The organism is Centipeda flueggei ATCC 43531 (assembly GCF_000160695.1).
Taxonomy (GTDB): Bacteria; Bacillota; Negativicutes; order Selenomonadales; family Selenomonadaceae; genus Centipeda; species Centipeda flueggei.
The window spans coordinates 281,224-302,456 of record NZ_GG694007.1 but is presented as its reverse complement, the minus strand read 5'-3'; the positions used below and the strand labels follow the sequence as shown (position 1 = coordinate 302,456).

The following is a 21,233-nucleotide window of genomic DNA, read 5'->3' as shown; positions in this document are numbered from 1 at the left end:
TATGGAATATGCATATCCCGTTGATGATATAGAAAATAGTATAGCATAGGCGCACGCATGGGACAAGAAAATCGATATCATGCAAAATACAAGACACACAAAAAAAGCGGCTGCTGCACGACGCTAAAATTCTCGTGCAACAGCCCTTCAAACAAGCTCTCTCAGCACCGCTCCAATATCTCTGCCAAGCACAATACTCCGATCACGAATCTCCTTCGGCACATACGCATCACAGCTCACCGTCACGAGTGTCACATCCGTGCGCTCTGCCGTCATGCGCCAGAACGGATACTTGATAATGCCGGGCGTATTCATCCCCACGCCGAGCTCCAGGAGGAGTGTCCGCCGCCCCTCCGTCCGCGCAAGATAGTCCGTACAGCGTGCGGCGGCGGCATGCCATCCCGCATCCTCGACAAAGGAGGAGTCTGCACGCAGATTCGTCGTCATCTCCGCACCATCATCGGGACAGCGGGGAATGAGCTCCGTCGGGATCTCCATCCGCAGCGCATTCGGCGCGGAGACGATGAGCGCCCCGTCGGCAGCGAACGTGAATCCCTGCGCCGTGAGCATCGCACGTACGGCATCCTCGTTGTCATAGGTGCGATGCGCCGTACCCCCCGCCGGCTGACTGCTCTGAAAGAGACCATAATCCCCCTGCGTGTAAAAGAGACGCTTTTTATCGAACCCCGTCCGCTGAAAGGCATGATCGACATTCGTCGTCAGGACAAAATAATCCTTTTCACGAACCAGATGGAGGAGATTCGGATAGACATCGCTCTCCGGTATCGGCGCATAGCGGTTGACGTAGATGCTCCTGCTCCACCACGCCCAGAAAATCTCGCGTGACGGAAAGGGATAAAAGCCCCCGCTGTAGATGTCCGTCATACCGAATCGCTCGTGAAAATCTGCGAAATACGTCATAAACCGCGTACCCGCATAGTCATAGCCCGCTGAGGTGCTGAGTCCTGCACCCGCGCCGATGAGCACGCAGTCCGCCGCGCGGAGCGCATCGGTGATGCGTGTGATGGATTCCGTCATGACAAAAGCCTTTCGTAGATGTGCCGGTCCTCGTCCTTGAACACGTTGAAAACGACACGTTCTATGGACGTATCACGCGTGAGGAAATCCCGCACCTCACGCACGGCGATCTCCGCCGCTGCTGCACGGGGAAAGTGAAACTCCCCCGTCGAGATGCAGCAGAACGCAATGCTCCTGAGACCATGCTCCGCGGCAAGGGAGAGACAGGAACGATAGCAGGAGGCGAGCTGCGCCCGATGACGATCTGTCAGAGCACCGCTGACGATCGGTCCGACCGTATGGATGACGTGCCGCGAAGAGAGATTGTACCCCTCCGTGATCTGCGCAGTTCCCGTCTCCTCTGGATGTCCCTGCTCCTCCATCAGCGCAGCGCATGCCGCGCGCAGCTGCAGCCCCGCCGCCGAGTGAATCGCATTGTCGATGCAGCGGTGACAGGGGATAAAACAGCCGAGCAGAGCAGAATTCGCCGCATTTACGATGGCATCCGCATTGAGCCGCGTAATGTCGCCCTGCCAGAGGGCAATACGCGCATCAGAGGCGGCGGATGGGAGCGTCGTCACATCCACCACGCCGCGTGCCTCGCACTCCGCTGAGAGCAGCTGATCCTGCAGCGCCAGAAAGTCTCCCGAAAGCGGACGCGGCGGACGCACATTCATCAGAGCACGCAGAAGCCGCCGCTGCTGCTCTCCCGACACACCGACCTCCGCCGCCTTCGCACGATACTCCGGCATCTCAGTGAGGAGCATTTCGTTCATTTTTTGAATGATGGATAAAGACACAGCGATCACTTCCTTTTGCAGAAAAGAGAGAGCATTTATAATTTCATTGATTATACTAGAAATACCACAGAAAAAATATAATTTCAATAGATACAATATCTTCTTTTGAGAAAACTACACGATCACAGAAACACGTATACGGCATAAATAAATCCCCCTGATGCCATGCTGCATCAAGGGGATTTCTGATCGAAGTCAAACACTCCGCATGGCGGAGATGCGCTGTGAGCCATCCACATCCTCAAAGGCGATGATGAGATCCTGCGTAAAATGTGCCGTGATGCGTGACCCGTGCCACTCGTACGGCGTCTGATTCCAGCGCAGGAATCCCTCAACCAGGAGGCGGTGATCCACATCGAACTGCTGGATGCACTGTGACACCGTCGAAATAAAGCGCGAAAAATCAACGGGATCAAAGACCGCATCCGGCACATCCGACAGGCCGACGAAGAATGCGCCGCCGTTATGTGGGCAGCGATAGTAGGCGTATCCGTCCGCCAGTCCGCAGGTGACGATGGAGAGGTTGTGACCGTTATAGATATCGTTCAGATCGAACTCTGCTGCTGTCAGGGCCTCCAGATGCCATTCCTCGCCGCATGCCTTTGTCTCGTTGGCAAGCCGGATAATCTCGTCGGGGAAGTGATTGATGTTTTCCCATCCCCATAGCCATGTGCCGCTTGACTTGGACTCACTTCCAATGAACTGAATCGGATACTCCCGCATGCCGAAGAATATAACGCCACGCCCAAGGTCGATGTTCCAGTCCTCGTTTTTCACCACGTACTCGGCACAGGCTTGCTGAACGCACATCATCTTGCCGAGGCAGGCAGAGAAAAGCGCCGTCCAGTCCCCATGCGGCACAGCGAGTTGATCGAGAAATTGCTTCATCGTTGTTCCTCCATATAGATCATAAAATACGCCAAAAGAATACAACGCATGGAAATCCTTGACGGCGTTATGTGCAGATGATAGAATAGAGATACAAAAGGGCACTGCCTAGCGGTCGCCCCCATAATGAGCGAGATTTCCCCGCCAGGGTTTGGTAGACGCAAGGCGGGGTTTTCTCTTTTATCGTTTCACCGATATGATCAATATGGCAAACACAACGAGAAACGTCAAGAATTCGTAGGTTCCCATACCAATCGCCCCCTTTCCGGGGGCAAGATTCGACCGCCCTTTCGACAGTGTTTACATTTAGTATAGCACAGGAACATACGTATGACAACAGAATCCCCTTGACACACATGGCGTCAAGGGGATTTTTCTATCTCAATTTCTAAATCAAATATCCAGATTTCGTACGAGTTTTGCATTCTCCTCGATGAACTGGCGGCGCGGCTCGACCTTGTCGCCCATGAGGATGGTGAAGAGCTCGTCTGCCGCCTCGGCATCCTCTGCGCCGACCTGCAGCATGGTGCGCCCCTCGGGGTTCATGGTGGTCTCCCAGAGTTGCTCGGGGTTCATCTCGCCGAGTCCCTTGTAGCGCTGGATGGTCACGCCGTCGCGTCCGAGCTCGTCGAGCTTTTTCGCCTGCTCATCGTCGGAGTAGGTGTAGAAATGCTTCTTGTCCTTGCGGATCTGATAAAGCGGCGGCTGCGCGATGTAGACGTGCCCGTGGTCGACGAGCGGCTTCATGTAGCGGTAGAAGAACGTGAGGAGCAGCGTGCGGATGTGCGCGCCGTCGACGTCTGCATCGGTCATGATGATGATCTTGCTGTAGCGGCGCTTCGCAAGGTCAAACTCCTCGCCGATGCCCGTGCCGAACGCCGTGATCATCGTGCGGATCTCGGCATTGGCAAAGATTTTGTCGAGGCGTGCCTTTTCCACATTGAGGATTTTGCCGCGCAGCGGGAGGATCGCTTGGAATCGGCGGTCGCGTCCCTGCTTTGCCGAGCCGCCTGCCGAGTCGCCCTCGACGATGTAGATCTCGCACTGGTCGGGATCCTTGACGGAGCAGTCTGCGAGCTTGCCGGGGAGGCTGGAGACCTCAAGCGCGTTCTTGCGGCGCGTCAGCTCACGTGCCTTGCGTGCCGCCTCGCGGGCGCGCGACGCCATGAGTGCCTTGTCGAGCACCTTTTTCGTGACGGCGGGGTTCTCCTCGAAGTACTCCGTGAGCCCCTCGGTGACGATGGAGTCCACGATGCCGCGCACCTCGGAGTTGCCGAGTTTCGTCTTGGTCTGCCCCTCGAACTGCGGCTCGCGCACCTTGAGGCTGATGACGGCGGTCAGTCCCTCGCGCACGTCCTCGCCCGAGAGGTTGCCGTCCTTTTCCTTCAGCACGTTCAGCCGGCGCGCAAAATCGTTCGCCGCGCGCGTGAGGGCGATCTTAAAGCCAGCGAGATGCGTGCCGCCCTCCTCGGTGTTGATGTTATTGACAAAGCTGTAGATATTTTCCTGATAGCTGTCGTTGTACTGCATCGCGATCTCGACGACAGTATCGTCCTTCACGCCGTTGAAGTAGATCGGCTCCTCGTTGATCGTTTCCTTTTTGCGGTTGAGGTGGGAGACGAAGGAGCGGATGCCGCCGTCGAAGTGGAAGGTCTCGCTGCGCACTTCGGCGCCGCGCTCGTCGGTGAGCGTGATCGTGATGCCGTGGTTGAGGAAGGCGAGCTCGCGCAGGCGATGTTTCAGCGTGTCAAAGCTGTAGGTCGTGACGGTGAAGATCTCGGGGTCGGGGACGAAGTGGACGCGCGTGCCCGTTGTATCAGATGTGCCGATCTCGTGCAGCTTCGTCGTGGTGACACCGCGCGAAAAGGAGATCGCAAAGATTTTCCCGTCGCGGCGCACCTCGACGTCCATCTCCGTGGAGAGGGCGTTGACGACGGAGACGCCGACGCCGTGGAGTCCCCCCGAGACCTTGTAGCCGTCGCCGCCGAATTTGCCGCCCGCATGGAGGACGGTCAGAACGACCTCGACAGCGGGCATGCCGCTCTCGTGCATATCGACGGGGATGCCGCGTCCGTTGTCCGTGACGGTGATGCTGTTGTCCTTGTGTATCGTGACGCCGACCGTGTCGCAGTAGCCCGCGAGCGCCTCGTCGATGGAGTTGTCGACGACCTCATAGACGAGATGATGCAGGCCGCGCTCGGAGGTTGAGCCGATATACATACCGGGACGTTTGCGTACCGCCTCTAGGCCCTCCAGCACCTGGATCTGCCCCGCGCCATAGTCCGCGTCGACGGCGGTCACTTCATCGCCCATCTCCTCTTCCGAGATCGCGATGCCCGTGAGATCGGGGGCGTCTGCCATCTCGGCGGCTTCCTTTGCCTCCTCGGGGGTCAGCGGACGGATCTCCGCCTGCTCGTCCGTCGTTTCATTTGGGTTATTTTTCTTTGCCATTATGTCCTCCTTGGGGGTCGATCATCGGTGCTATACGAAATACATCACAGTGATTTTCTTTTAGTATATTAACACAATATGCCTTAAGCAAAGGAATATCTCGATGAACCATCATCCATACTTTATCCATATCAATCGAGATATGGTAGGAATGTGCAAAAAAATTTCGCATCCCTTTGATGAGTTTCCACGCGACTTCTTGATGTTCTGTAATAAATGCGTCGGAGAAACTCCGCGACGCTTCCCCTATCGTCTGTAATGCCATAGAGCAGGCATGCCGAAAGAGACGATCCTTTATAAAATCATCCCGTGTTTTGCCAAAACGTTCCTGTGCCTCGTCGATATCCTCACAATACTGAACGATAATTTGCAGAATCTGTGCGTCCTTCGGACTGAGCATCATAGAGCAACACCTTGTCTCTTTCCACATATTTTGCAAAAATCGGATACTCATTCGGAATGCGCGTAATCATATCTACATCCTTTGCAACAGCATCCTCTAGATCCATGCGAAATGCAATCAAATCCAACAAACTCACATGATTACTCGACTCGGCGTAGACGTCCACATCGCTGTCCTCACGCGCCTCACCGCGTGCATACGAGCCGAAGAGCCATACCTTTTCAATTTTGTATTTCTCGCAGATGGGGCGGATTTTATCACGGATTTCATCAATACTGAGAATCATGGGTGTCACCCCCTACGATTTCTTCGCCCTGCGCTGCTTCATCTCTTCCCAGAACTCACGCGTGGTGATGAGCTCGTTGCGCAGTTCCCAGAAGGTGCTCTGTATCTTCTTCGGTGTGACCTGCTCGGGCGGCAGGCCGCGGTGCAGCATGGTGAGGAGGCGCGCATTCTCGCTGTCCTGTGCCGTGTACTCCGTGCGTCCCGCAATGCTGCGGATGAGGTCGGCACGCTCACTGCCGACCATGAGTGCATCCGCCGATGGGATCCACCGCGTGATGTCCGCGAGCTTTGCCCACGGCTCACGCCGCAGGATGGCACGTACCTCGCGCCGCAGGCCGCGCTCCTCGCTGCGGCGGCAGTCCATGCAGGCACCGCTGACGAACCGTCCGCAGACGGGACAGGGGGTGAGCCCTCGTGCCTCCTTGAGGTGCCGCGCCTTGCGCGTCGTCAGATACGCGCGCTCAATATGCGTGCGCAGGTCGCTGTCCGATGCAGCAGAGGCGAGTGCCGCCCCGTGCGCAATCTCTGCATCCGTCAGCCCCGTCTGTGCGAGCGCACGCCGATAGGCAGCAGGCGTCTCCGCCGCGGCATTGTCTGCTGTCTCCATGATGGGGCGCATCGTGCGTGCAAAGGCAATTTCCGTCACCATACGCCCGCCTGCGTAGTTGTTGACGCGCTGGACGATCTCGGGCGCACTCATGCGCATCTCGTTCTTCCAGACGGCATCGGGCGCATAGAGAAAGAGCTTCTTGTCCTTTACTGCAACGGCACGCACGCGACGTGCGACCATCTCCCCCATGATGTCCGCCCAATGAGAAATGGTCGTATGGGTAATGTAGTCGCGCTCAAAGGAGGGGCCGAGGCGATGAATCGCGGCGCGCACATCGTCGCCCGCATCCGCTGTGCCAAGTGTCGTACGCACGTCTGTCCCTCCTCTTTTTCAATACATCAGCGGAAAATCTACGCCAATCCAAGAGTCTATTCTATTCGTGATTCCTCATCCCGCACCTTCCCCGCCTCCACGTACCGATACGTTCCCATGCGCTCTGCGGGGAAATACGCCGCATCGGTCGCAGTGATGAAGGTCTGGATGTTCTCATGGCGGATGAAGTCGAGAAGGGCGCGGCGGCGGTCGGCGTCGAGCTCACTCATCACATCGTCGAGGAGGAGGATCGGTGCCTCGCCAACGTTCTCCTGCAGGTAAAAGAGCTCCGCGAGTTTCAGCGCGAGTGCGCCCGTACGCTGCTGCCCCTGCGAACCAAAACTTCGGAGGTTCATCCCGCCGACACGGAGCACGAGATCATCGAGATGCGGGCCGACGCCCGTCGCCGCGCGTGCAATATCACGCGCACGCCCCTCGCGTAGCATCTTATTATACCATAGATAAAGCTGCTCTGTCATGTCGTCTTTCGCGCCGCTTTCCGGCGCAGCGCCTGCGATGTCATAGACGAGCGTCAGCTCCTCACCGGCCGCAAGCACCGACTGCACGCGTGCAGAGAGCGCACCGAGCTGCGCAACTGCCGATGTGCGCCGCGTCACAATGTAGGCGGCACTCTTTGCAAGCTGTGCATCCCAGGGGAGGAGATCGTCCGGTGCGGCAAGCCGCTCACGGATATCCTTCAGCACCGCGTTGCGCTGTTTCAAGATGCGCGTATAGCGCAGAAGCTCCCCATAGTAGGCGGGACTTGCCTGCGAGAGCTCCGCATCGAGATAGCGGCGGCGGAGCGCAGGCGCTCCCTTGACGAGAAAGAGATCTTCAGGAGAAAAGAGCACCATCGGCAGAATACCAACGAGATCGCGCTGACGGAGACTTTCTCCCGCGTACTCGATGCGCCTCCGCGCCCCGCGTGCAAACGTAAAGGAAAGTGCTCCCGGCACATCATGCCGCCGGAAGGAGAGGGCGATATGCGCTCCATCTGCCCCCACGCGAATGAGCTCCGCATCGCTGGAGGTGCGATGGGAGCGCCCGAAGGCGGCGTAGTAGAGCGCCTCGATGATATTCGTCTTGCCCTGCGCATTCGCCCCGAGGAAGATCTGCACCCCCGGGTCAAACGCGAGGTGCAGCGTCTCATAACTGCGATAGCTGCGCAGCGTCAGCTCTGTGATCTGCATTGCTGCACACGCACGACACGGTACGCATCACTGCTGTTAATCGTAATGACATCACCAGGAACGAGCTTCCTGCGCCGTGCTGTCTCCGGCACGTTGTTGCGCAGGATCATGCCCTCCGTAAGGAGTGCCCTGACCTCGCCGCCGCTCGAAACTGCTCCTGCGAGTTTCAGAAACTGATCCAGCTGAATCATGTCCGTCTGAATTTCGATGTCCATCACGTCAGTGCGTCCTCACAGGCGTTACCACATAGATATAGTTCGGATCTGCCTCCTCACGGATCGTGATCGGCGAGAGATTGACCCCCTGTTCGTTCGACCCCTGCAGAGAGAGAATGCACGTATCGCTGTCGAGGGACTTCATCGCATCCATCAAATAGGATGCGTTGAATGCAATTGTCACGTCATCGCCCTCAACCTGTGCTGCAATCGTCTCTTCCGCCTCACCGATCTCAGGACTATTTGAGGAGATGCGCATCGTTCCATCCGCAAAGCTGAGTTTGACGATGTTGTACTGATCGGTACGTGCAATAAGCGAGGCACGCTCGACAGCAGCCGAAAATGTCGCGACATCAAGCGTCACCTTCGTGCGGATATTCGCGTCCTGCGGAATGACACGGCGATAGTCGGGGAATGTTCCTTCGATCAGACGCGATGTCATATAGATGTTGTCAAATGAGATACTAATTTGATTATAAGTGCACGATATATTGACATCAGATGGCACATCACTGGTCATTGTCCGTGTCACTTCTTCTAAAAAGCGTGCCGGAATGATGATGCAGATCTGCCCTGCTTCAGTTTCGAGCGATTCGCTCTTGACCGCAAGGCGATGCACGTTCGTTGCGGCGAAAGTGACCTTATGTCCATCGACCTCAAGCTGACATCCTGTGAAGATCGGACGGCGGTCACGCTGTTCCTCTTTGAGACAGGCAAAGGCAGATTTTTTGACAAGGCGTGCAAGAACGTTGTCTTTGATTGTAAAATGCAGTGTTCCGTCAATACGATGAAGTACAGGAAAATCTGTTACCTCCATGGTACGAAGAGTGAATCGTGCCGTACCGGAGCAGATCTCAGCGAGTCCGTCGGAGCTCTCCGTGTTGATCGAGACTTCCTCGGCGGGCAGCTTGCGTGCAAATTCCGTGAGATACTTTCCGGGAAGCACGGCTGTCCCGGTGCTGCGGATCTCCGCGGGAATCGTGACGATGAAGCCCAGTTCATAGTTTGTGGACTGCAGTTCGAGCTGTCCTTCTTTCGCGCTCATGTAGACGCCCGAGAGAATTGGTGTCTGCGGTTTGGTCGAAAGTCCCTTGCTGACGATCTGCAGTGCTGAGATGAGTTCGTTTTTCGACAGGGTGATGTTCATACGTATTCCTTTCGCGTGGGGTAGTTTTTTTATTGCGTCTTGATATAAATAAAGATAGTAGTAATAGTAGTAGGGACTGTGGATATGTGGATAACAGGATTTTTTCCTGTGGCTGCGGTCGGGATGGTGTGGATAAAACGTGGATTTTGTGTCGGATTTATCCACACGATGCACATTTTCCGCTGTATGTTTTCATTGTCCACAGTTCATACACAGGAATTGCATCGGTCTCTGCACAGAGTTTTCCACATGTTTCTGTCACGGTCTAGATTCCGCGGATTTGCGTGCTGAGTGATTTGATGAGGGTATCGGTGGCAGGATTGGACTCGATGAGTTTCTGTATCTTTTTATGTGCGTGGATGATCGTCGAGTGATCCTTGTTGAAGAAACCGCCGATGGTCGGCCATGAGACGTCCGTCAGCTCATGGCATAGGTACATGGCGATCTGGCGCGGATAAGCAATGTCGTTGCTGCGCTTGGTGGAGCGGATGTCCTCGCTCGTCACTTTGAAATGCGTGCAGACGATGCGCTCGATCATCTCCATCGTGATGCGGCGTCCCTTTTCTCCGCGCAGATAGTTGCCGAGCGCGGCGACGCAGGTCGTCTCGTCGATCGGCATCCGCATCGTTGAGGCATATTTGATGAGACGCGTGAGTGCCCCTTCGAGCTCGCGGATGTTGCTGTCCACGCGGCTGGCAATATAGGTGACCACATCGGCAGGAATGTCGACGTCTTCGCTTTGTGCTTTTTTTTGAAGGATCGCAACGCGCGTTTCGAACTCGGGCGGCTGGATGTCCACGGGCGCACCGCCCGCAAAGCGTGAGATCAGACGATCCTCGAGCCCCTTGACATCCTGCGGCTGACGATCCGAGGTCAGGATGATCTGGCTGCCGTTGTCACGCAGCTTGTTGAATGTCTGGAAGAACTCCGTCTGCGTCTGCTCCTGTCCCGCAAAGAACTGAATATCGTCGATCAGCAGCACGTCAATGCTGTAGTATTTCTCCCGGAATGCATCCATGTTTTTCTCGCGGATGGAGCGGATGAATTCGTTTGTAAAGTCTGTGCTTGCGATGTAGAGAACGCGTTTTTTGGGGTCATCGGCAAGGATCTTGTGTCCGACCGCATGCATGAGATGGGTCTTGCCAAGTCCCACACCGCCGTAAATAAAGAGCGGATTGTGCGAGGGCAGTCCCGGCGCATCGGCGACTGCCTTTGCCATCGCGTAGGGGAACTGGTTCGAGCGGCCTGTGACGAACGCCTCAAAGGTGTATTTCGGGTTCAGTGTCGTCGTGTCGTCCGGTGCTGCCGCGTGTGTTTCGGGCGGCGTGAGCGGAAGACTGCCCTGCGCGGGGGCAGCCTCTTCCGCCGGTTCTTTGAGGGATGCGGGGGCAGCCGGCTCGATTTCGGCGTTGTCCTTTTCTTCACTGGCGACAGGAGCGACAATGAGGGTGATCTTGTATTTGGCACCGAGTGCCTGGTGTACGGCATCGCCCAGAAGAACGAGATAGCGCGGCTCGATGTATTGTTTTGTAAATTCGTCTGCGACGGCAAGCACCAGCTCGTTGTTTTCCAGCGAGATGGGAACAATGCGCAGAATCCACTGTTTGATGGCTTCTTTGGGCAGAATACCGTCAGTTTCTTTTAATACTTTTTGCCACAGGGAGGTGAGATTCTTTTCTTCGGACATGCGATTCTGTTCCTTCACAAAATTTTTTTGTCAACAATAATTCTTATCCACAGACTTACCCACACTTGTGGATAACTCCAGTGATGCGAACGGCACGATAATACGTGCCGATGAAATGCAATGCACAGTTTTTTTCACAGGTTTTCCACAATGAACCGTGGATATTTTAGCAAAAAAACGTGAGCTTATCAACAGGTGCTTTAGTCTTACCAATGGAAAAAACGGTAAAATTGCCGCGTCGTGCCTTGACATCAGGGCTTTTTTTCGTCTATAATGTGCGCTGAGTCATACACAGAAAAATTCCTGTGCGGCATGCGGTGCCGTGCATTTGAGACAGAAAAGGAGGTGACGAGAGGTGAAGAGAACATTCCAGCCCAACAATCATTGGAGAAAGAAGACACATGGATTCCGTGAGCGCATGAAGACGAAAGGCGGTCGCCTCGTACTCAAGAGAAGGCGTCAGCGCGGAAGAAAGAAACTTTCGGCGTAATTTCGCTGGACTTTGAGCAGGGGGTCACCGCAGGTGACCTCTTTTTTAACGAATATGAAACAGAAAAAATATACACTGCCGCGCAGCAAGATGATCAAGCGGCGCAGTGACTTCCAGTGTGTCTACCAAAAGGGGCATTCTGCCGCGGGACGGCATATGATTCTCTATGTCCTGCGCGATCCGCGCGTTGCGGGGAAAGTTGGCTTTGCCGCCGGGAAAAAACTCGGCTGTGCCGCTGTGCGCAATCGCACGAAGCGTCTCCTGCGTGAAGCGTATCGCGGTCTGCAGCACGAGCTGCGCAGTGATATCGGAATTCTTCTCATCGGGCGCGCGGGTCTCGCCGACGGCAAGATGCAGGATGCCGCCGAGGATCTGCGCCGTCTCGCCCGCCGCGCGGGGATCTTCGCCGGCGGGGAGCAGAATAGGGGGAAGCATCGATGAAGCATCTGCTGCTCCTCCTCATTCGCTTTTATCGTGCGGCGATTTCGCCGCTTTTTCTGCCGCACTGCCGTTACTATCCAACCTGCTCGGCGTACGCTTTGGAGGCGGTCACGCGCTACGGTGCGTGGCGCGGCGGACGGATGGCGCTGCGGCGCATTCTGCGCTGTCATCCCTTCCATAAGGGCGGTTATGATCCCGTACCATAACGAAATGATTGTCATTTCTGGAGGTCATGCTTTTTGCTGCGTTTGAAGCAGCATCTTTCTTAATAGATACGGCCGTATCCAAAATACAACGAACTTTGGCTTTATCAGACGTCCCAATTGTAGGAGGAACTACCCTTGATCGAATTTTTCAGCAATCTGTTTGCGCCCATCATCCACATCCTGCAGGTGATCCTTGGTGCGTTTTACAGCGTTACCAGTGCCGCAGGACTTGAGAGCTACGGCTTTCCCATCATCCTTCTGACCATCCTCATCAAGCTCGTGACCTATCCCCTCACCGTCAAGCAGGTGAAATCCATGAAGGCGATGCAGGAAATCCAGCCAAAGATGAAAAAAATCCAGGAAAAGTACAAGAGCGATCCGCAGATGCTCCAGCAGAAGACAGGCGAGCTTTTCCGCGAGGCAGGGGTCAACCCGCTCGCCGGCTGTCTGCCGCTCCTCGTGCAGATGCCGATCCTCATGGGCATGTACTATGCCCTCTTCAATTTCACCTTTCCGAGTGCAGAGGCAGCGGCGTTCTTCTGGCTGCCGAGCATGAGCGAGCCGGATCCCTACTATATCCTGCCCGTCCTCTCGGCGGCGACCACCTTTCTCCAGCAGAAAATGACCTCCAGTGAGATGACGGGTCAGATGAAGATCATGATGACCGTCATGCCGCTATTTATCGGCTGGATCAGCCTTACCTTCCCATCGGGGCTTGTCCTCTACTGGGTCACAATGAATGTTGTACAGATCATCCAGCAGTGGTGGATGTACCGCAGCGAGGGACCCGCGGCAAAGGAGGCGATCTGAATGGCGGAGATCATTGAGACCACAGGAAGGACAGTCGAGGATGCCCTTGCAGCGGCTCTCGACAAGCTCGGCTGCGGCCGCGAGGAGGTCACCTATGAGATTGTGCAGGAGCCGTCGAGCGGTTTCCTCGGACTCTGGGGGAAACGTGATGCACGTATCCGTGTTACGACGCGCCCCATCATCCGCCCACAGCACACCGAGATTCAGAATCCGCCGGCACCGACCGTTACCGCTTCACCGCGCGAGGAGAACGCGCCCGTGCGCCCGGCAGACGACGGATTTGACCCGCGTTCCAAGCGATTTCATACGGATCTGCGTTCTTCTGCACGCCGCAGTGCGGGCACAGATGCTTCGCGCCGCAGCGATGCGGAGCGGCGTGACCGTGCCCTCCGTCGGGATGCCTGTCCCGCACGCGGTGAGATGGGGCGCAGCGGCTATGGTGAGGAACGCTGCCGCTGTGAGGGAGAGCGCGGGAGCAGCTATGCTCCGCGTCCGCGCCGCGAGCGCAGCGATGCATCACTCCTTCCGTTGACGGATGAGATGGCAGCGGCGGCCGAGGGGTTCCTCGGCAAGATCTTTGCCGCGATGGGGCTCTCCGTTACACTGCACCGCACCGATACGCCTACGGGGACAGTCTTCAATATGCACGGGGAGAACCTGGGCATCCTCATCGGGAAGCACGGTGCGACGCTCGATGCCCTGCAGTATCTTACGAATCTTGTTGTCAACAAGATTCCTGAGAGCGGTTTTGCACGCGTTATCCTCGATGTGGAGGACTACCGTTCACGTCGTGAGGAGACACTCACGCGTCTTGCCGGACATCTCGCGGACAAGGCGTGCCGCATCGGCGAGGAGATTCATCTCGAGCCGATGAGCCGCCACGAGCGCAAGATCATTCATATGGCGCTGCAGGACAATCGCCGTGTCACGACCTACAGCGCGGGCGAGAATCCGCGCCGCTACGTCGTTATCGTCCCGAAGCGCCGCCGCTACGGACGCAGCGAGGACGGCTATGAGCCGTACGAACAGTGACTGCCTAGCTCCACTGAGAAATAGGGACGGCAATACTCCTAGGGAATTGCTGATCATAAGCGTGCAAGCGCACGCACGCTTGTGCAACAAGGTGTTTGCGTGGAGTATGCAGTCTTGATATTTTGATGCAGATACTTATAGGGTTGTTATACGGAGGGGCACCTTCGTGCAGCAGCCTTTTTTTGCACAGTTCATCAAATAATGATAGAAAGGGCGCGTGTCATGACCGAGGACACCATCAGCCAGATCGCGACCCCGCACGGCGCGGGCGGCATCGGCATCATCCGCGTGAGCGGAGAGGATGCGCTCGGCGTTGCGCGCCGCGTCTTTCGGCCTGCGGCGGGCGGCACGCTCGGTGACATGGCACCCTATACGGCGCGCTATGGACACATCGTCGCGGCGGACGGCACGGTGATCGACGAGTGCATCCTCCTCTATATGCGTGCGCCGCACTCCTATACGGGCGAGGATACGGCAGAGCTGCAGTGTCACGGCGGCGCGGTCGTCCTGCGCGAGGTGCTCCTCAGGACATGGGAGGCGGGCGCGCGTCCCGCAGAGGCGGGAGAGTTCACGAAGCGCGCCTTTCTCCATGGGCGGCTTGACCTCGCGCGCGCCGAGAGCGTCATGGAGCTGATCGCGGCAAAGAGCACACGCGCCGCGCATGCCGCACGGGAGCGGCTCGCAGGTGCATTCTCCCATGCAGTGACGGACATCCGCACGCAGATCCTCGGTGCCGTCGCGCACATCGAGGCAGGGATCGACTTCCCTGAGGACGACATTCCCGCGGCCTCCGCCGAACACCTTGCGGCGGAGATCGACGCCGCCTCTGCCGCCGTCCGCCGCCTGCTCGCGGGTGCGGATACGGGGCGCATCCTGCGCGACGGGGTCAAGACCGTCATCGTCGGCCGCCCGAACGTCGGCAAATCGAGCCTCCTCAACGCCCTCCTCGGCATGGAACGCGCCATTGTCACCGACGTGCCGGGCACGACGCGCGACATCATCGAGGAGGAGATCAGCGTGGCGGGTATCCCCCTGCGGCTTCTCGATACGGCAGGACTGCGCGCGGCAGAGGACGCCGTCGAGCAGATCGGCGTCGCACGCACCGAGCAGCATCTCACGGATGCAGAGCTGATCCTTGCCGTCTTTGACGCGTCAGAGCCGCTGACCGCGGAGGATCACGCGCTCCTTGCGCGCCTTTCGGCGGCAGCGGCAGACATTATCATCCTCTGCAGCAAGGAGGATCGCCCCTCCGTACTGAGTGCGGAGGACTTTGCCGCCGTCGCTGCGCCCGTCCTCCGCATCTCGGCGCAGGAGGGCACGGGGCTTGATGCCCTGCGGGAGGAGATCGCCGCGCACATCGTTCAGCGGGAGGGCGACCTCAGCGATGGGGCGCTCCCAAACAAGGAGCGCGAAATCGAGGCACTGCGCCGCGCAGAGGCGCATCTCGCGGCGGCGGCAGAGACCCTCGCCGCAGACCTTGGGACGGACTTCGTCTCCATCGACCTGCGCGCCGCCTACGACGCGCTCGGCGAGATCCTCGGCGAGACCGTCGATACCGACCTGATCGACCGCATCTTCAGCGAGTTCTGCATTGGGAAGTAAACATAACACAAATAAAATCAGATTTATGTTATAAAAATAGGGGAAAATATATACGTGAACAGCAGTACAAACTACGACATCATCGTCATTGGCGCAGGCCATGCGGGCGTCGAGGCGGCACTTGCCGCGGCACGCATGGGACAGCGTACACTCATTGTAACACTGTCGCTGGACAACATCGCCATGATGCCGTGCAATCCATCCGTCGGCGGCCCCGGCAAGAGCCACCTCGTCCGCGAGATCGACGCGCTCGGCGGTGAGATGGGCATCGCGGCAGATCGGGCGAGCATCCAGCGGCGCCTGCTGAACACGGGCAAGGGACCTGCCGTCCATGCCCTGCGCATGCAGGCAGACAAGTTCCTCTATCAGCGCATCATGAAGGAGACGCTCGAGAACACGGAAAACCTCGACGTGCGCCAGCTGCTCGTAACGGAGCTCATCACGGAGGAGCGCACGGGAGAAAAGCGTGTGACCGGCGTTGTCTGCGAGACGGGGGAACGCCTGACGGCACACGCCGTCATCCTCGCGACGGGGACCTATCTGCGCGGGCGCATCATCCTCGGCGAGACGATCTATGACGGCGGGCCGAACGGCCAGCGTCCTGCCATGGCATTCTCGGAGTCCCTTCGCGCGGCAGGGCTTCGCCTCATGCGGTTCAAGACAGGCACGCCCGCGCGCGTTGACCGCCGCACACTCGACCTCGCGGAAACGGCACTGCAGGCGGGCGACCCTGATGCACCTGCCTTCTCCTTCCTGACGGATGCGATGCCCGACGCGCAGACCCCCTGCTACCTTACCTACACGAACGAGGCGACCCATGCCGTCATCCGTGCAAATCTGCACCGTGCGCCGATGGCAAACGGGGTGATCGAGGGCATCGGTCCGCGCTACTGCCCCTCGATCGAGACGAAGATCGCGCGTTTCCCCGACAAGGAGCGGCATCAGCTCTTTCTTGAGCCGGAGGGACTGCATACCAATGAAATATATGTACAGGGTATGTCTACCAGTCTGCCGACAGATGTGCAGGAGGAGTTTCTCCGCACCATTCCGGGAATGCACCATGCACGCATGATGCGCCCCGGCTATGCCATCGAGTACGACTGCCTCGACCCGCTGCAGCTGGAGGCGAGCCTCGCGGTCAAAGAGATCGCAGGGCTTTACTCTGCGGGACAGGCGAACGGGACGAGCGGCTACGAGGAGGCGGCGGCACAGGGCCTCGTTGCGGGCATCAACGCCGCACGTGCCTGCATGGGAGAGGAGCCGCTCATCCTGCGGCGCAGCGACGGCTACATCGGCGTTCTCATCGACGACCTCGTGACGAAGGGAACAGAGGAGCCGTACCGCATGATGACGAGCCGCGCCGAGTACCGTCTCGTCCTGCGGCAGGACAACGCCGACCTGCGGCTGACGCCCATCGGACGCCGCATCGGACTCGTCTCGGATGCGCGCTGGGCGCGTTTTACGGCAAAGCGCGGCGCGATCGATGCGGCGCTCCGTCTCCTGCGGGAGCGGCGGCTCAGCCCGAGCGCCGAGACAGAGGCGCTGCTCGCAGGCGCGGGCATCTCTCCGCTGCGGACACCCATGACCCTCTTTGCCCTGCTTGCACGCGAGGGCGACTACCGTGTACTCGCCGCCGTCTTTGACCTCCCGCCGCTTGCCGACGACGTGCGCGAGGAGGTCGAGATCATGGCGCGCTACGACGGCTACATACGGAAACAGGAGGAGCAGATCGCGCGCATGGAGCGGCTTGAGGCACGCCGCATCCCCGCCGATACAGACTACGCGGCAATCGGCAGCCTGCGCCTCGAGGCGGCAGAGAAACTCTCCGCCGTCCGCCCGCGCTGCATCGGACAGGCGTCGCGCATCAGCGGCGTCTCGCCGGCCGACATCTCCGTCCTGCTCGTATACCTCGAGAGGGCGCGGCGTACATCGTAATTTCAGATAAAAAGAAAGAGCCTGTCTGCGGATAGGCTCTTTTTGAGTGAAACTATGTTTGTTCGAATCGCAGGAGAAAAATTTGAAGACCCTGAGGAGCACCAGACCATTTTAATCGCATATCAATTCCTCTGAGCGCACGCCAATGATATACTGTATAAGATTATATGATTTTGCGGAAAGGAGAGCGCTGCATGAAGATGAAGATGGCACGGATCGTTCTGCTCCTTCTCGCGCTTATCCTGCTCGCTGTATTTGCTCATCGCGAATACGCGGCGCAGGAGCTGCGCGCGCAGCTCCTCACGGGGACGGTCGAGGCGACGCGGGTGGAGGTCAGCACGAAGGAGAGCGGCTGCATCGAGGAGCTCTTTCTGCAGGAGGGGATGACGGTGCGTGCCGGCGATCCAGCGGCACGCATCGGCCGGCGTGATCTGGACGCCGCAGTTCTGCGCGATGAGGCGGCGCTCGCTCATGCCGAGACGAGCCTCCAGCGGACGCAGAGCGGCAACCGTGCGGAGGAGATTCGTGCGGCGGCGGAGCGGACGAATGCCGCACGCGCAGCCGCAGAGAAAGCAGATGCCGACTATGCGCGCGGCGCGGAGCTCATTGCAGGCGGAGCAATCTCCCAACAGGCATTTGATGGGCTGCGCGAGGCGCGCGACGCGGCGAATGCGAACCTGCGCGCGGCACAGCAGGAACAGGCGCTCACGGAGAGCGGCAGCCGTCCCGAGGATATCCGCATGGCGGAGGAGGATGTGCGGCGCCAGCAGGCAATCCTCGAAATCGACGCCTCTGCAGTCAGCGATCTCACGGTCCGCGTGCCGAAGGACGGCATCGTCCTGTCAAAGAACTATGAACGGGGCGAGTTTGTCCGTGCGGGCACGCCGATTGCAACGCTCATCGACCCGCAGGACGTTTGGGTCAAGGTCTATGTGCCGACCGACGTGCTCGGCGATCTGCGCATCGGGGATCCGGCGAAGGTCTACATCGACGGACAGACGGAGCCTTTGGACGGCACGATCAAGGAGATCAGCGATGCGGCGGAGTTTACCCTGCGCCAGAGCATCACGAAGAACGAGCGCGCGAACCTCGTCTTTGGCGTAAAGGTCGCGGTGAATAATGCCGCGGGCATTCTAAAGCCCGGCATGCCCGCGGATGTGGACTTGGAGCCCCGGAATGGAACGTGAGCCGCGCGCGGACGATGCGCCCGTGATCGAGACGCACGACCTCACGCGCGTATTCGGCAGCTACACTGCGGTGGACCGGCTGAATCTCTCCGTGCCGCGCGGGGCGATCTACGGCTTCATCGGCTCGAACGGATCGGGGAAGTCCACGGCCATCCGCATGATCTGCGGGCTCCTCCCGCCGACGAGCGGCACGGCATTCGTGCTCGGCTGCAATACCGCCGTGCATCCGGAGCGCGCGCGGCAGGCGCTCGGCTACATGTCGCAGCGGTTCAGCCTCTATGCGAATATGACCGTTCGTGAAAACATGATGTTCTACGGCGGGCTCTATGGTCTGCCGCGGGAGGAGCGGCGCACGCGCGTCGCGGAGGTGATCGCACGGATGCAGCTCACGGACCGCGCCGACGTGCTCGCGGGCGGCCTCTCGGGCGGGCAGAAGCAGCGCCTCGCGCTAGGCTGCGCGATTCTCCACCATCCCGCGCTCCTCGTGCTCGACGAGCCGACCTCCGCCGTTGACCCGACCTCGCGGCGGCTCTTTTGGAACCTGCTCTCGGAGATGGCGGGCACGGAGCGGACGACGATCTTTGTCACGACGCATTTTATGGATGAGGCGGAGCACTGCGATGAGATTGCCTTCCTGCAGCGCGGGAAGAAGATCGCCTCCGGTTCCCCGTCTGCGCTCAAGGAGGAGCTGCCCGCGCGGCTCTACATCCTGCCGCAGGACAGTGCGGAGGAGGGGGCGGCGGCGCTGCGGGCGGCGGGTGTGCCCTGCGATGAGGTCTATGTATTCGGACGGCAGGTGCGTGCACTCGTTCCGCGGGAGACTGTGCTGCCGGAGCAGCTGCACGCGGCACCGTGGGAGCTCACGATGGAGGACGTCTTTATCTACTACGACCGGCGGCAGAGGGAGGCACAGGGATGACGCGCATTCTTGCACTGCTCGCGAAGGAGCTCATTCAGATGCGGCGCGACCCGATCACGATCGGCGTGACTTTCCTCCTGCCCGTCATCTACCTCGTTGTGTTCGGCTTTGCCATCCGTACGGACGTGCGGCACCAGTCCACGGTCGTATTCGATCAGTCGCGGAGCGAGGAGAGCCGCAATTTCCTCGCGGCAATGACGGCAAGCGGCTATTTCGACCTGCGCTATATCGCGTGGAGCTACGATGAGCTGAACGAGCGGATCGAGCGCGGCGATGCAAAGATCGGCATTGTCTTTCCGCCCGATCTTGTACGGGAGGCAAACGCGGGGCACACCGTGCCGATTCAGGCGATTGTCGACGCCTCGGACTCCATCGCCTCGACCTCTGCCATCGCCGCCCTGACGGGGCTTGGCATGCGGGTACAGCCCGTCGCTGTGCGCGGGGCGCCCGTGGCTGCGCCTGCCTACGACGTGCGCATCCGCGCATGGTACAACCCCGATGCCGTCACCGCCTACTACATGCTGCCCGCACTCATGGGCATCATCCTCTCGATCACCATGGTGCTCATGGTCTCCATGTCCATCGTGCGCGAACGCGAGGCGGGCACGCTTGAGCAGCTCCTCGTAACGCCGCTGCATATATGGGAACTGCTCATCGGCAAGATCCTGCCCTACATCATCCTCGGCTACATTCAGACGACGATCTGCGTCCTCATCGCCCTTGCGGTCTTCGGCGTGCCCCTGCGCGGGAGCATCCTGCTCCTCTATGCGCTCACGACCCTCTTCCTGCTCGCCTCGCTCACGATGGGGCTCATGATCGCATCGCTCGCGCAGAACCAGCTGCAGGCAGGCCTCATGAGCATTGCGACCCTCCTGCCGGGCATCCTCCTCTCGGGCTTCATGTTCCCGCGCGAGGCGATGCCCACATTCTTTCAATACCTCAGCCTTGCCATCCCCATGACGCACTACATCGAGATCCTGCGCATGATCTTCCTCAAGGGCGGCGGCCTCACGGCGCTCTATCAGCAGACCGCCTTTCTCGCCCTCTTTATCCTCGTCTTCTTCGGCACCGCCGTGCGGAAATTCAAGCGGTCGGTCATATAAAACGCCCTTGGACGCGATGGATCCAAGGGCGAAAATATGTTTGTGCTTTAGGGAAACACTGATAAAATGAAGTCCGTCAGATTGGCGCAGATTTTTTCGTCCGATTGAGGCAGCAAACCGGACGCATAGCCAAAGCTATGTGGAGGATTTGCTAACGAAAAGCGGACAAAAAAGATGTGCTAAGATGGCGGTGCTGAATTTATCAGTGTTCCCTTAGATTCGACTGTGCTGTCATATCATTGAAACGTCCTGGGCGGGAGCAATCCCGCGGCGGTGTCTTTCCCCCGAAAGGGGGTGAGCGGATATGTCTGAAATCGGTGCGATTCTCTTGTTGGTCGCTGCCACAGGCTATATTTTAGCGATAAAAAAAGTAACCGCCCAGCTTTTGACCGAGTGAGCGGTTATTCGAAAGAATATTAAGCAACCTTGGAAAGATGCCGTCAAGGACGGTTCTTTCTATGCTTACTATAACAGCCCGCCTGCTCCGATGCAAGCGGATTTTT

22 protein-coding genes are annotated in these 21,233 nt (G+C 58.5%); 11 read left to right on the top strand and 11 right to left on the bottom strand.

Annotated features, from left to right (window positions below):
• Positions 1-147: 147 nt before the first annotated feature.
• The 11 genes from HMPREF0908_RS06975 to dnaA form a co-directional block, all read right to left on the bottom strand.
• Entirely contained in the window at positions 148-1,038 is an 891-nt protein-coding gene (locus HMPREF0908_RS06975; RefSeq protein WP_006690771.1) for an SIR2 family NAD-dependent protein deacylase, read from the bottom strand.
• Positions 1,035-1,817 (bottom strand): protein-ADP-ribose hydrolase, encoded by a 783-nt coding sequence (locus HMPREF0908_RS06970; RefSeq protein ID WP_040572569.1) that lies wholly within the window; start codon positions 1,815-1,817, stop codon positions 1,035-1,037. The genes HMPREF0908_RS06975 and HMPREF0908_RS06970 overlap by 4 nt, the downstream gene beginning before the upstream one ends.
• A gap of 195 nt (positions 1,818-2,012) precedes the next feature.
• Entirely contained in the window at positions 2,013-2,705 is a 693-nt protein-coding gene (locus HMPREF0908_RS06965) for a DUF6882 domain-containing protein (RefSeq protein ID WP_006690768.1), read from the bottom strand.
• Positions 2,706-3,098: 393 nt separating this feature from the next.
• Positions 3,099-5,156, bottom strand: a complete 2,058-nt coding sequence (gene gyrB / locus HMPREF0908_RS06960) for a DNA topoisomerase (ATP-hydrolyzing) subunit B (protein WP_006690767.1) — start codon at positions 5,154-5,156, stop codon at positions 3,099-3,101.
• Complete coding sequence (locus HMPREF0908_RS10695) at positions 5,140-5,559, bottom strand: HepT-like ribonuclease domain-containing protein (RefSeq protein ID WP_071585465.1); 420 nt, start codon at positions 5,557-5,559, stop codon at positions 5,140-5,142. The genes gyrB and HMPREF0908_RS10695 overlap by 17 nt, the downstream gene beginning before the upstream one ends.
• Entirely contained in the window at positions 5,504-5,845 is a 342-nt protein-coding gene (locus tag HMPREF0908_RS06955) for a nucleotidyltransferase family protein (RefSeq protein WP_006690765.1), read from the bottom strand. The genes HMPREF0908_RS10695 and HMPREF0908_RS06955 overlap by 56 nt, the downstream gene beginning before the upstream one ends.
• Positions 5,846-5,857: 12 nt before the next feature.
• The gene (locus HMPREF0908_RS06950; RefSeq protein ID WP_006690764.1) at positions 5,858-6,766 is read right to left on the bottom strand and encodes a DciA family protein; all 909 of its coding nucleotides are present in this window, start codon (positions 6,764-6,766) and stop codon (positions 5,858-5,860) included.
• A gap of 56 nt (positions 6,767-6,822) precedes the next feature.
• Positions 6,823-7,956: a DNA replication/repair protein RecF gene (recF, locus tag HMPREF0908_RS06945; protein WP_006690763.1), complete on the bottom strand. Its 1,134-nt coding sequence runs from the start codon at positions 7,954-7,956 to the stop codon at positions 6,823-6,825.
• Positions 7,938-8,171, bottom strand: coding sequence for an RNA-binding S4 domain-containing protein (locus HMPREF0908_RS06940; protein ID WP_006690762.1), 234 nt, complete (start codon positions 8,169-8,171; stop codon positions 7,938-7,940). Before HMPREF0908_RS06940 ends, recF begins: the two co-directional genes overlap by 19 nt.
• Before the next feature lie 4 nt (positions 8,172-8,175).
• Positions 8,176-9,318, bottom strand: coding sequence for a DNA polymerase III subunit beta (gene dnaN / locus HMPREF0908_RS06935; protein ID WP_006690761.1), 1,143 nt, complete (start codon positions 9,316-9,318; stop codon positions 8,176-8,178).
• Positions 9,319-9,583: 265 nt separating this feature from the next.
• The gene (gene dnaA, locus HMPREF0908_RS06930; protein WP_006690760.1) at positions 9,584-11,005 is read right to left on the bottom strand and encodes a chromosomal replication initiator protein DnaA; all 1,422 of its coding nucleotides are present in this window, start codon (positions 11,003-11,005) and stop codon (positions 9,584-9,586) included.
• 355 nt (positions 11,006-11,360) lie between these two features.
• Here dnaA and rpmH point away from each other — a divergent pair, with 355 nt between their 5' ends.
• The 11 genes from rpmH to HMPREF0908_RS11295 all read left to right on the top strand — a co-directional run bounded on the left by rpmH (position 11,361) and on the right by HMPREF0908_RS11295 (position 20,947).
• Positions 11,361-11,495, top strand: coding sequence for a 50S ribosomal protein L34 (gene rpmH / locus HMPREF0908_RS10690; protein WP_006305399.1), 135 nt, complete (start codon positions 11,361-11,363; stop codon positions 11,493-11,495).
• 54 nt (positions 11,496-11,549) lie between these two features.
• Positions 11,550-11,936: a ribonuclease P protein component gene (gene rnpA / locus HMPREF0908_RS06925; RefSeq protein WP_040572567.1), complete on the top strand. Its 387-nt coding sequence runs from the start codon at positions 11,550-11,552 to the stop codon at positions 11,934-11,936.
• A complete protein-coding gene (yidD, locus tag HMPREF0908_RS06920; protein WP_006690758.1) occupies positions 11,933-12,142 on the top strand; it encodes a membrane protein insertion efficiency factor YidD in 210 nt (69 codons plus the stop codon). Before rnpA ends, yidD begins: the two co-directional genes overlap by 4 nt.
• Positions 12,143-12,277: 135 nt before the next feature.
• Positions 12,278-12,952 (top strand): YidC/Oxa1 family membrane protein insertase, encoded by a 675-nt coding sequence (locus HMPREF0908_RS06915; RefSeq protein ID WP_006690757.1) that lies wholly within the window; start codon positions 12,278-12,280, stop codon positions 12,950-12,952.
• The gene (jag, locus tag HMPREF0908_RS06910; RefSeq protein ID WP_006690756.1) at positions 12,953-13,984 is read left to right on the top strand and encodes an RNA-binding cell elongation regulator Jag/EloR; all 1,032 of its coding nucleotides are present in this window, start codon (positions 12,953-12,955) and stop codon (positions 13,982-13,984) included.
• Between the two features lie 222 nt (positions 13,985-14,206).
• A complete protein-coding gene (mnmE, locus tag HMPREF0908_RS06905) occupies positions 14,207-15,586 on the top strand; it encodes a tRNA uridine-5-carboxymethylaminomethyl(34) synthesis GTPase MnmE (protein WP_040572566.1) in 1,380 nt (459 codons plus the stop codon).
• Between the two features lie 54 nt (positions 15,587-15,640).
• On the top strand, positions 15,641-17,521 hold the full coding sequence (gene mnmG, locus HMPREF0908_RS06900; RefSeq protein ID WP_006690754.1) for a tRNA uridine-5-carboxymethylaminomethyl(34) synthesis enzyme MnmG: 1,881 nt from the start codon (positions 15,641-15,643) through the stop codon (positions 17,519-17,521).
• Positions 17,522-17,715: 194 nt separating this feature from the next.
• Positions 17,716-18,708 (top strand): HlyD family secretion protein, encoded by a 993-nt coding sequence (locus HMPREF0908_RS06895; RefSeq protein ID WP_245522929.1) that lies wholly within the window; start codon positions 17,716-17,718, stop codon positions 18,706-18,708.
• Entirely contained in the window at positions 18,698-19,627 is a 930-nt protein-coding gene (locus HMPREF0908_RS06890) for an ABC transporter ATP-binding protein (protein ID WP_006690752.1), read from the top strand. Before HMPREF0908_RS06895 ends, HMPREF0908_RS06890 begins: the two co-directional genes overlap by 11 nt.
• Positions 19,624-20,730 (top strand): ABC transporter permease, encoded by a 1,107-nt coding sequence (locus tag HMPREF0908_RS06885; protein ID WP_006690751.1) that lies wholly within the window; start codon positions 19,624-19,626, stop codon positions 20,728-20,730. The genes HMPREF0908_RS06890 and HMPREF0908_RS06885 overlap by 4 nt, the downstream gene beginning before the upstream one ends.
• Positions 20,731-20,833: 103 nt before the next feature.
• The gene (locus HMPREF0908_RS11295; RefSeq protein WP_083773714.1) at positions 20,834-20,947 is read left to right on the top strand and encodes a secretion protein HlyD; all 114 of its coding nucleotides are present in this window, start codon (positions 20,834-20,836) and stop codon (positions 20,945-20,947) included.
• Positions 20,948-21,233 lie beyond the last annotated feature (286 nt).

What these genes read in the sequence shown, in the direction of transcription:
- HMPREF0908_RS06975 (WP_006690771.1), bottom strand. Translation starts at nt 1,038, where the DNA reads ATGACGGAATCCATCACACGCATCACCGATGCGCTCCGCGCGGCGGAC.
- HMPREF0908_RS06895 (WP_245522929.1), top strand. Translation starts at nt 17,716, where the DNA reads ATGAAGATGAAGATGGCACGGATCGTTCTGCTCCTTCTCGCGCTTATC.
- HMPREF0908_RS06890 (WP_006690752.1), top strand. Translation starts at nt 18,698, where the DNA reads ATGGAACGTGAGCCGCGCGCGGACGATGCGCCCGTGATCGAGACGCAC.
- mnmE (WP_040572566.1), top strand. Translation starts at nt 14,207, where the DNA reads ATGACCGAGGACACCATCAGCCAGATCGCGACCCCGCACGGCGCGGGC.
- jag (WP_006690756.1), top strand. Translation starts at nt 12,953, where the DNA reads ATGGCGGAGATCATTGAGACCACAGGAAGGACAGTCGAGGATGCCCTT.
- HMPREF0908_RS06885 (WP_006690751.1), top strand. Translation starts at nt 19,624, where the DNA reads ATGACGCGCATTCTTGCACTGCTCGCGAAGGAGCTCATTCAGATGCGG.
- recF (WP_006690763.1), bottom strand. Translation starts at nt 7,956, where the DNA reads ATGCAGATCACAGAGCTGACGCTGCGCAGCTATCGCAGTTATGAGACG.
- rnpA (WP_040572567.1), top strand. Translation starts at nt 11,550, where the DNA reads ATGAAACAGAAAAAATATACACTGCCGCGCAGCAAGATGATCAAGCGG.
- gyrB (WP_006690767.1), bottom strand. Translation starts at nt 5,156, where the DNA reads ATGGCAAAGAAAAATAACCCAAATGAAACGACGGACGAGCAGGCGGAG.
- dnaA (WP_006690760.1), bottom strand. Translation starts at nt 11,005, where the DNA reads ATGTCCGAAGAAAAGAATCTCACCTCCCTGTGGCAAAAAGTATTAAAA.
- HMPREF0908_RS06940 (WP_006690762.1), bottom strand. Translation starts at nt 8,171, where the DNA reads ATGGACATCGAAATTCAGACGGACATGATTCAGCTGGATCAGTTTCTG.
- yidD (WP_006690758.1), top strand. Translation starts at nt 11,933, where the DNA reads ATGAAGCATCTGCTGCTCCTCCTCATTCGCTTTTATCGTGCGGCGATT.
- dnaN (WP_006690761.1), bottom strand. Translation starts at nt 9,318, where the DNA reads ATGAACATCACCCTGTCGAAAAACGAACTCATCTCAGCACTGCAGATC.
- HMPREF0908_RS06965 (WP_006690768.1), bottom strand. Translation starts at nt 2,705, where the DNA reads ATGAAGCAATTTCTCGATCAACTCGCTGTGCCGCATGGGGACTGGACG.
- HMPREF0908_RS10695 (WP_071585465.1), bottom strand. Translation starts at nt 5,559, where the DNA reads ATGATGCTCAGTCCGAAGGACGCACAGATTCTGCAAATTATCGTTCAG.
- HMPREF0908_RS06955 (WP_006690765.1), bottom strand. Translation starts at nt 5,845, where the DNA reads ATGATTCTCAGTATTGATGAAATCCGTGATAAAATCCGCCCCATCTGC.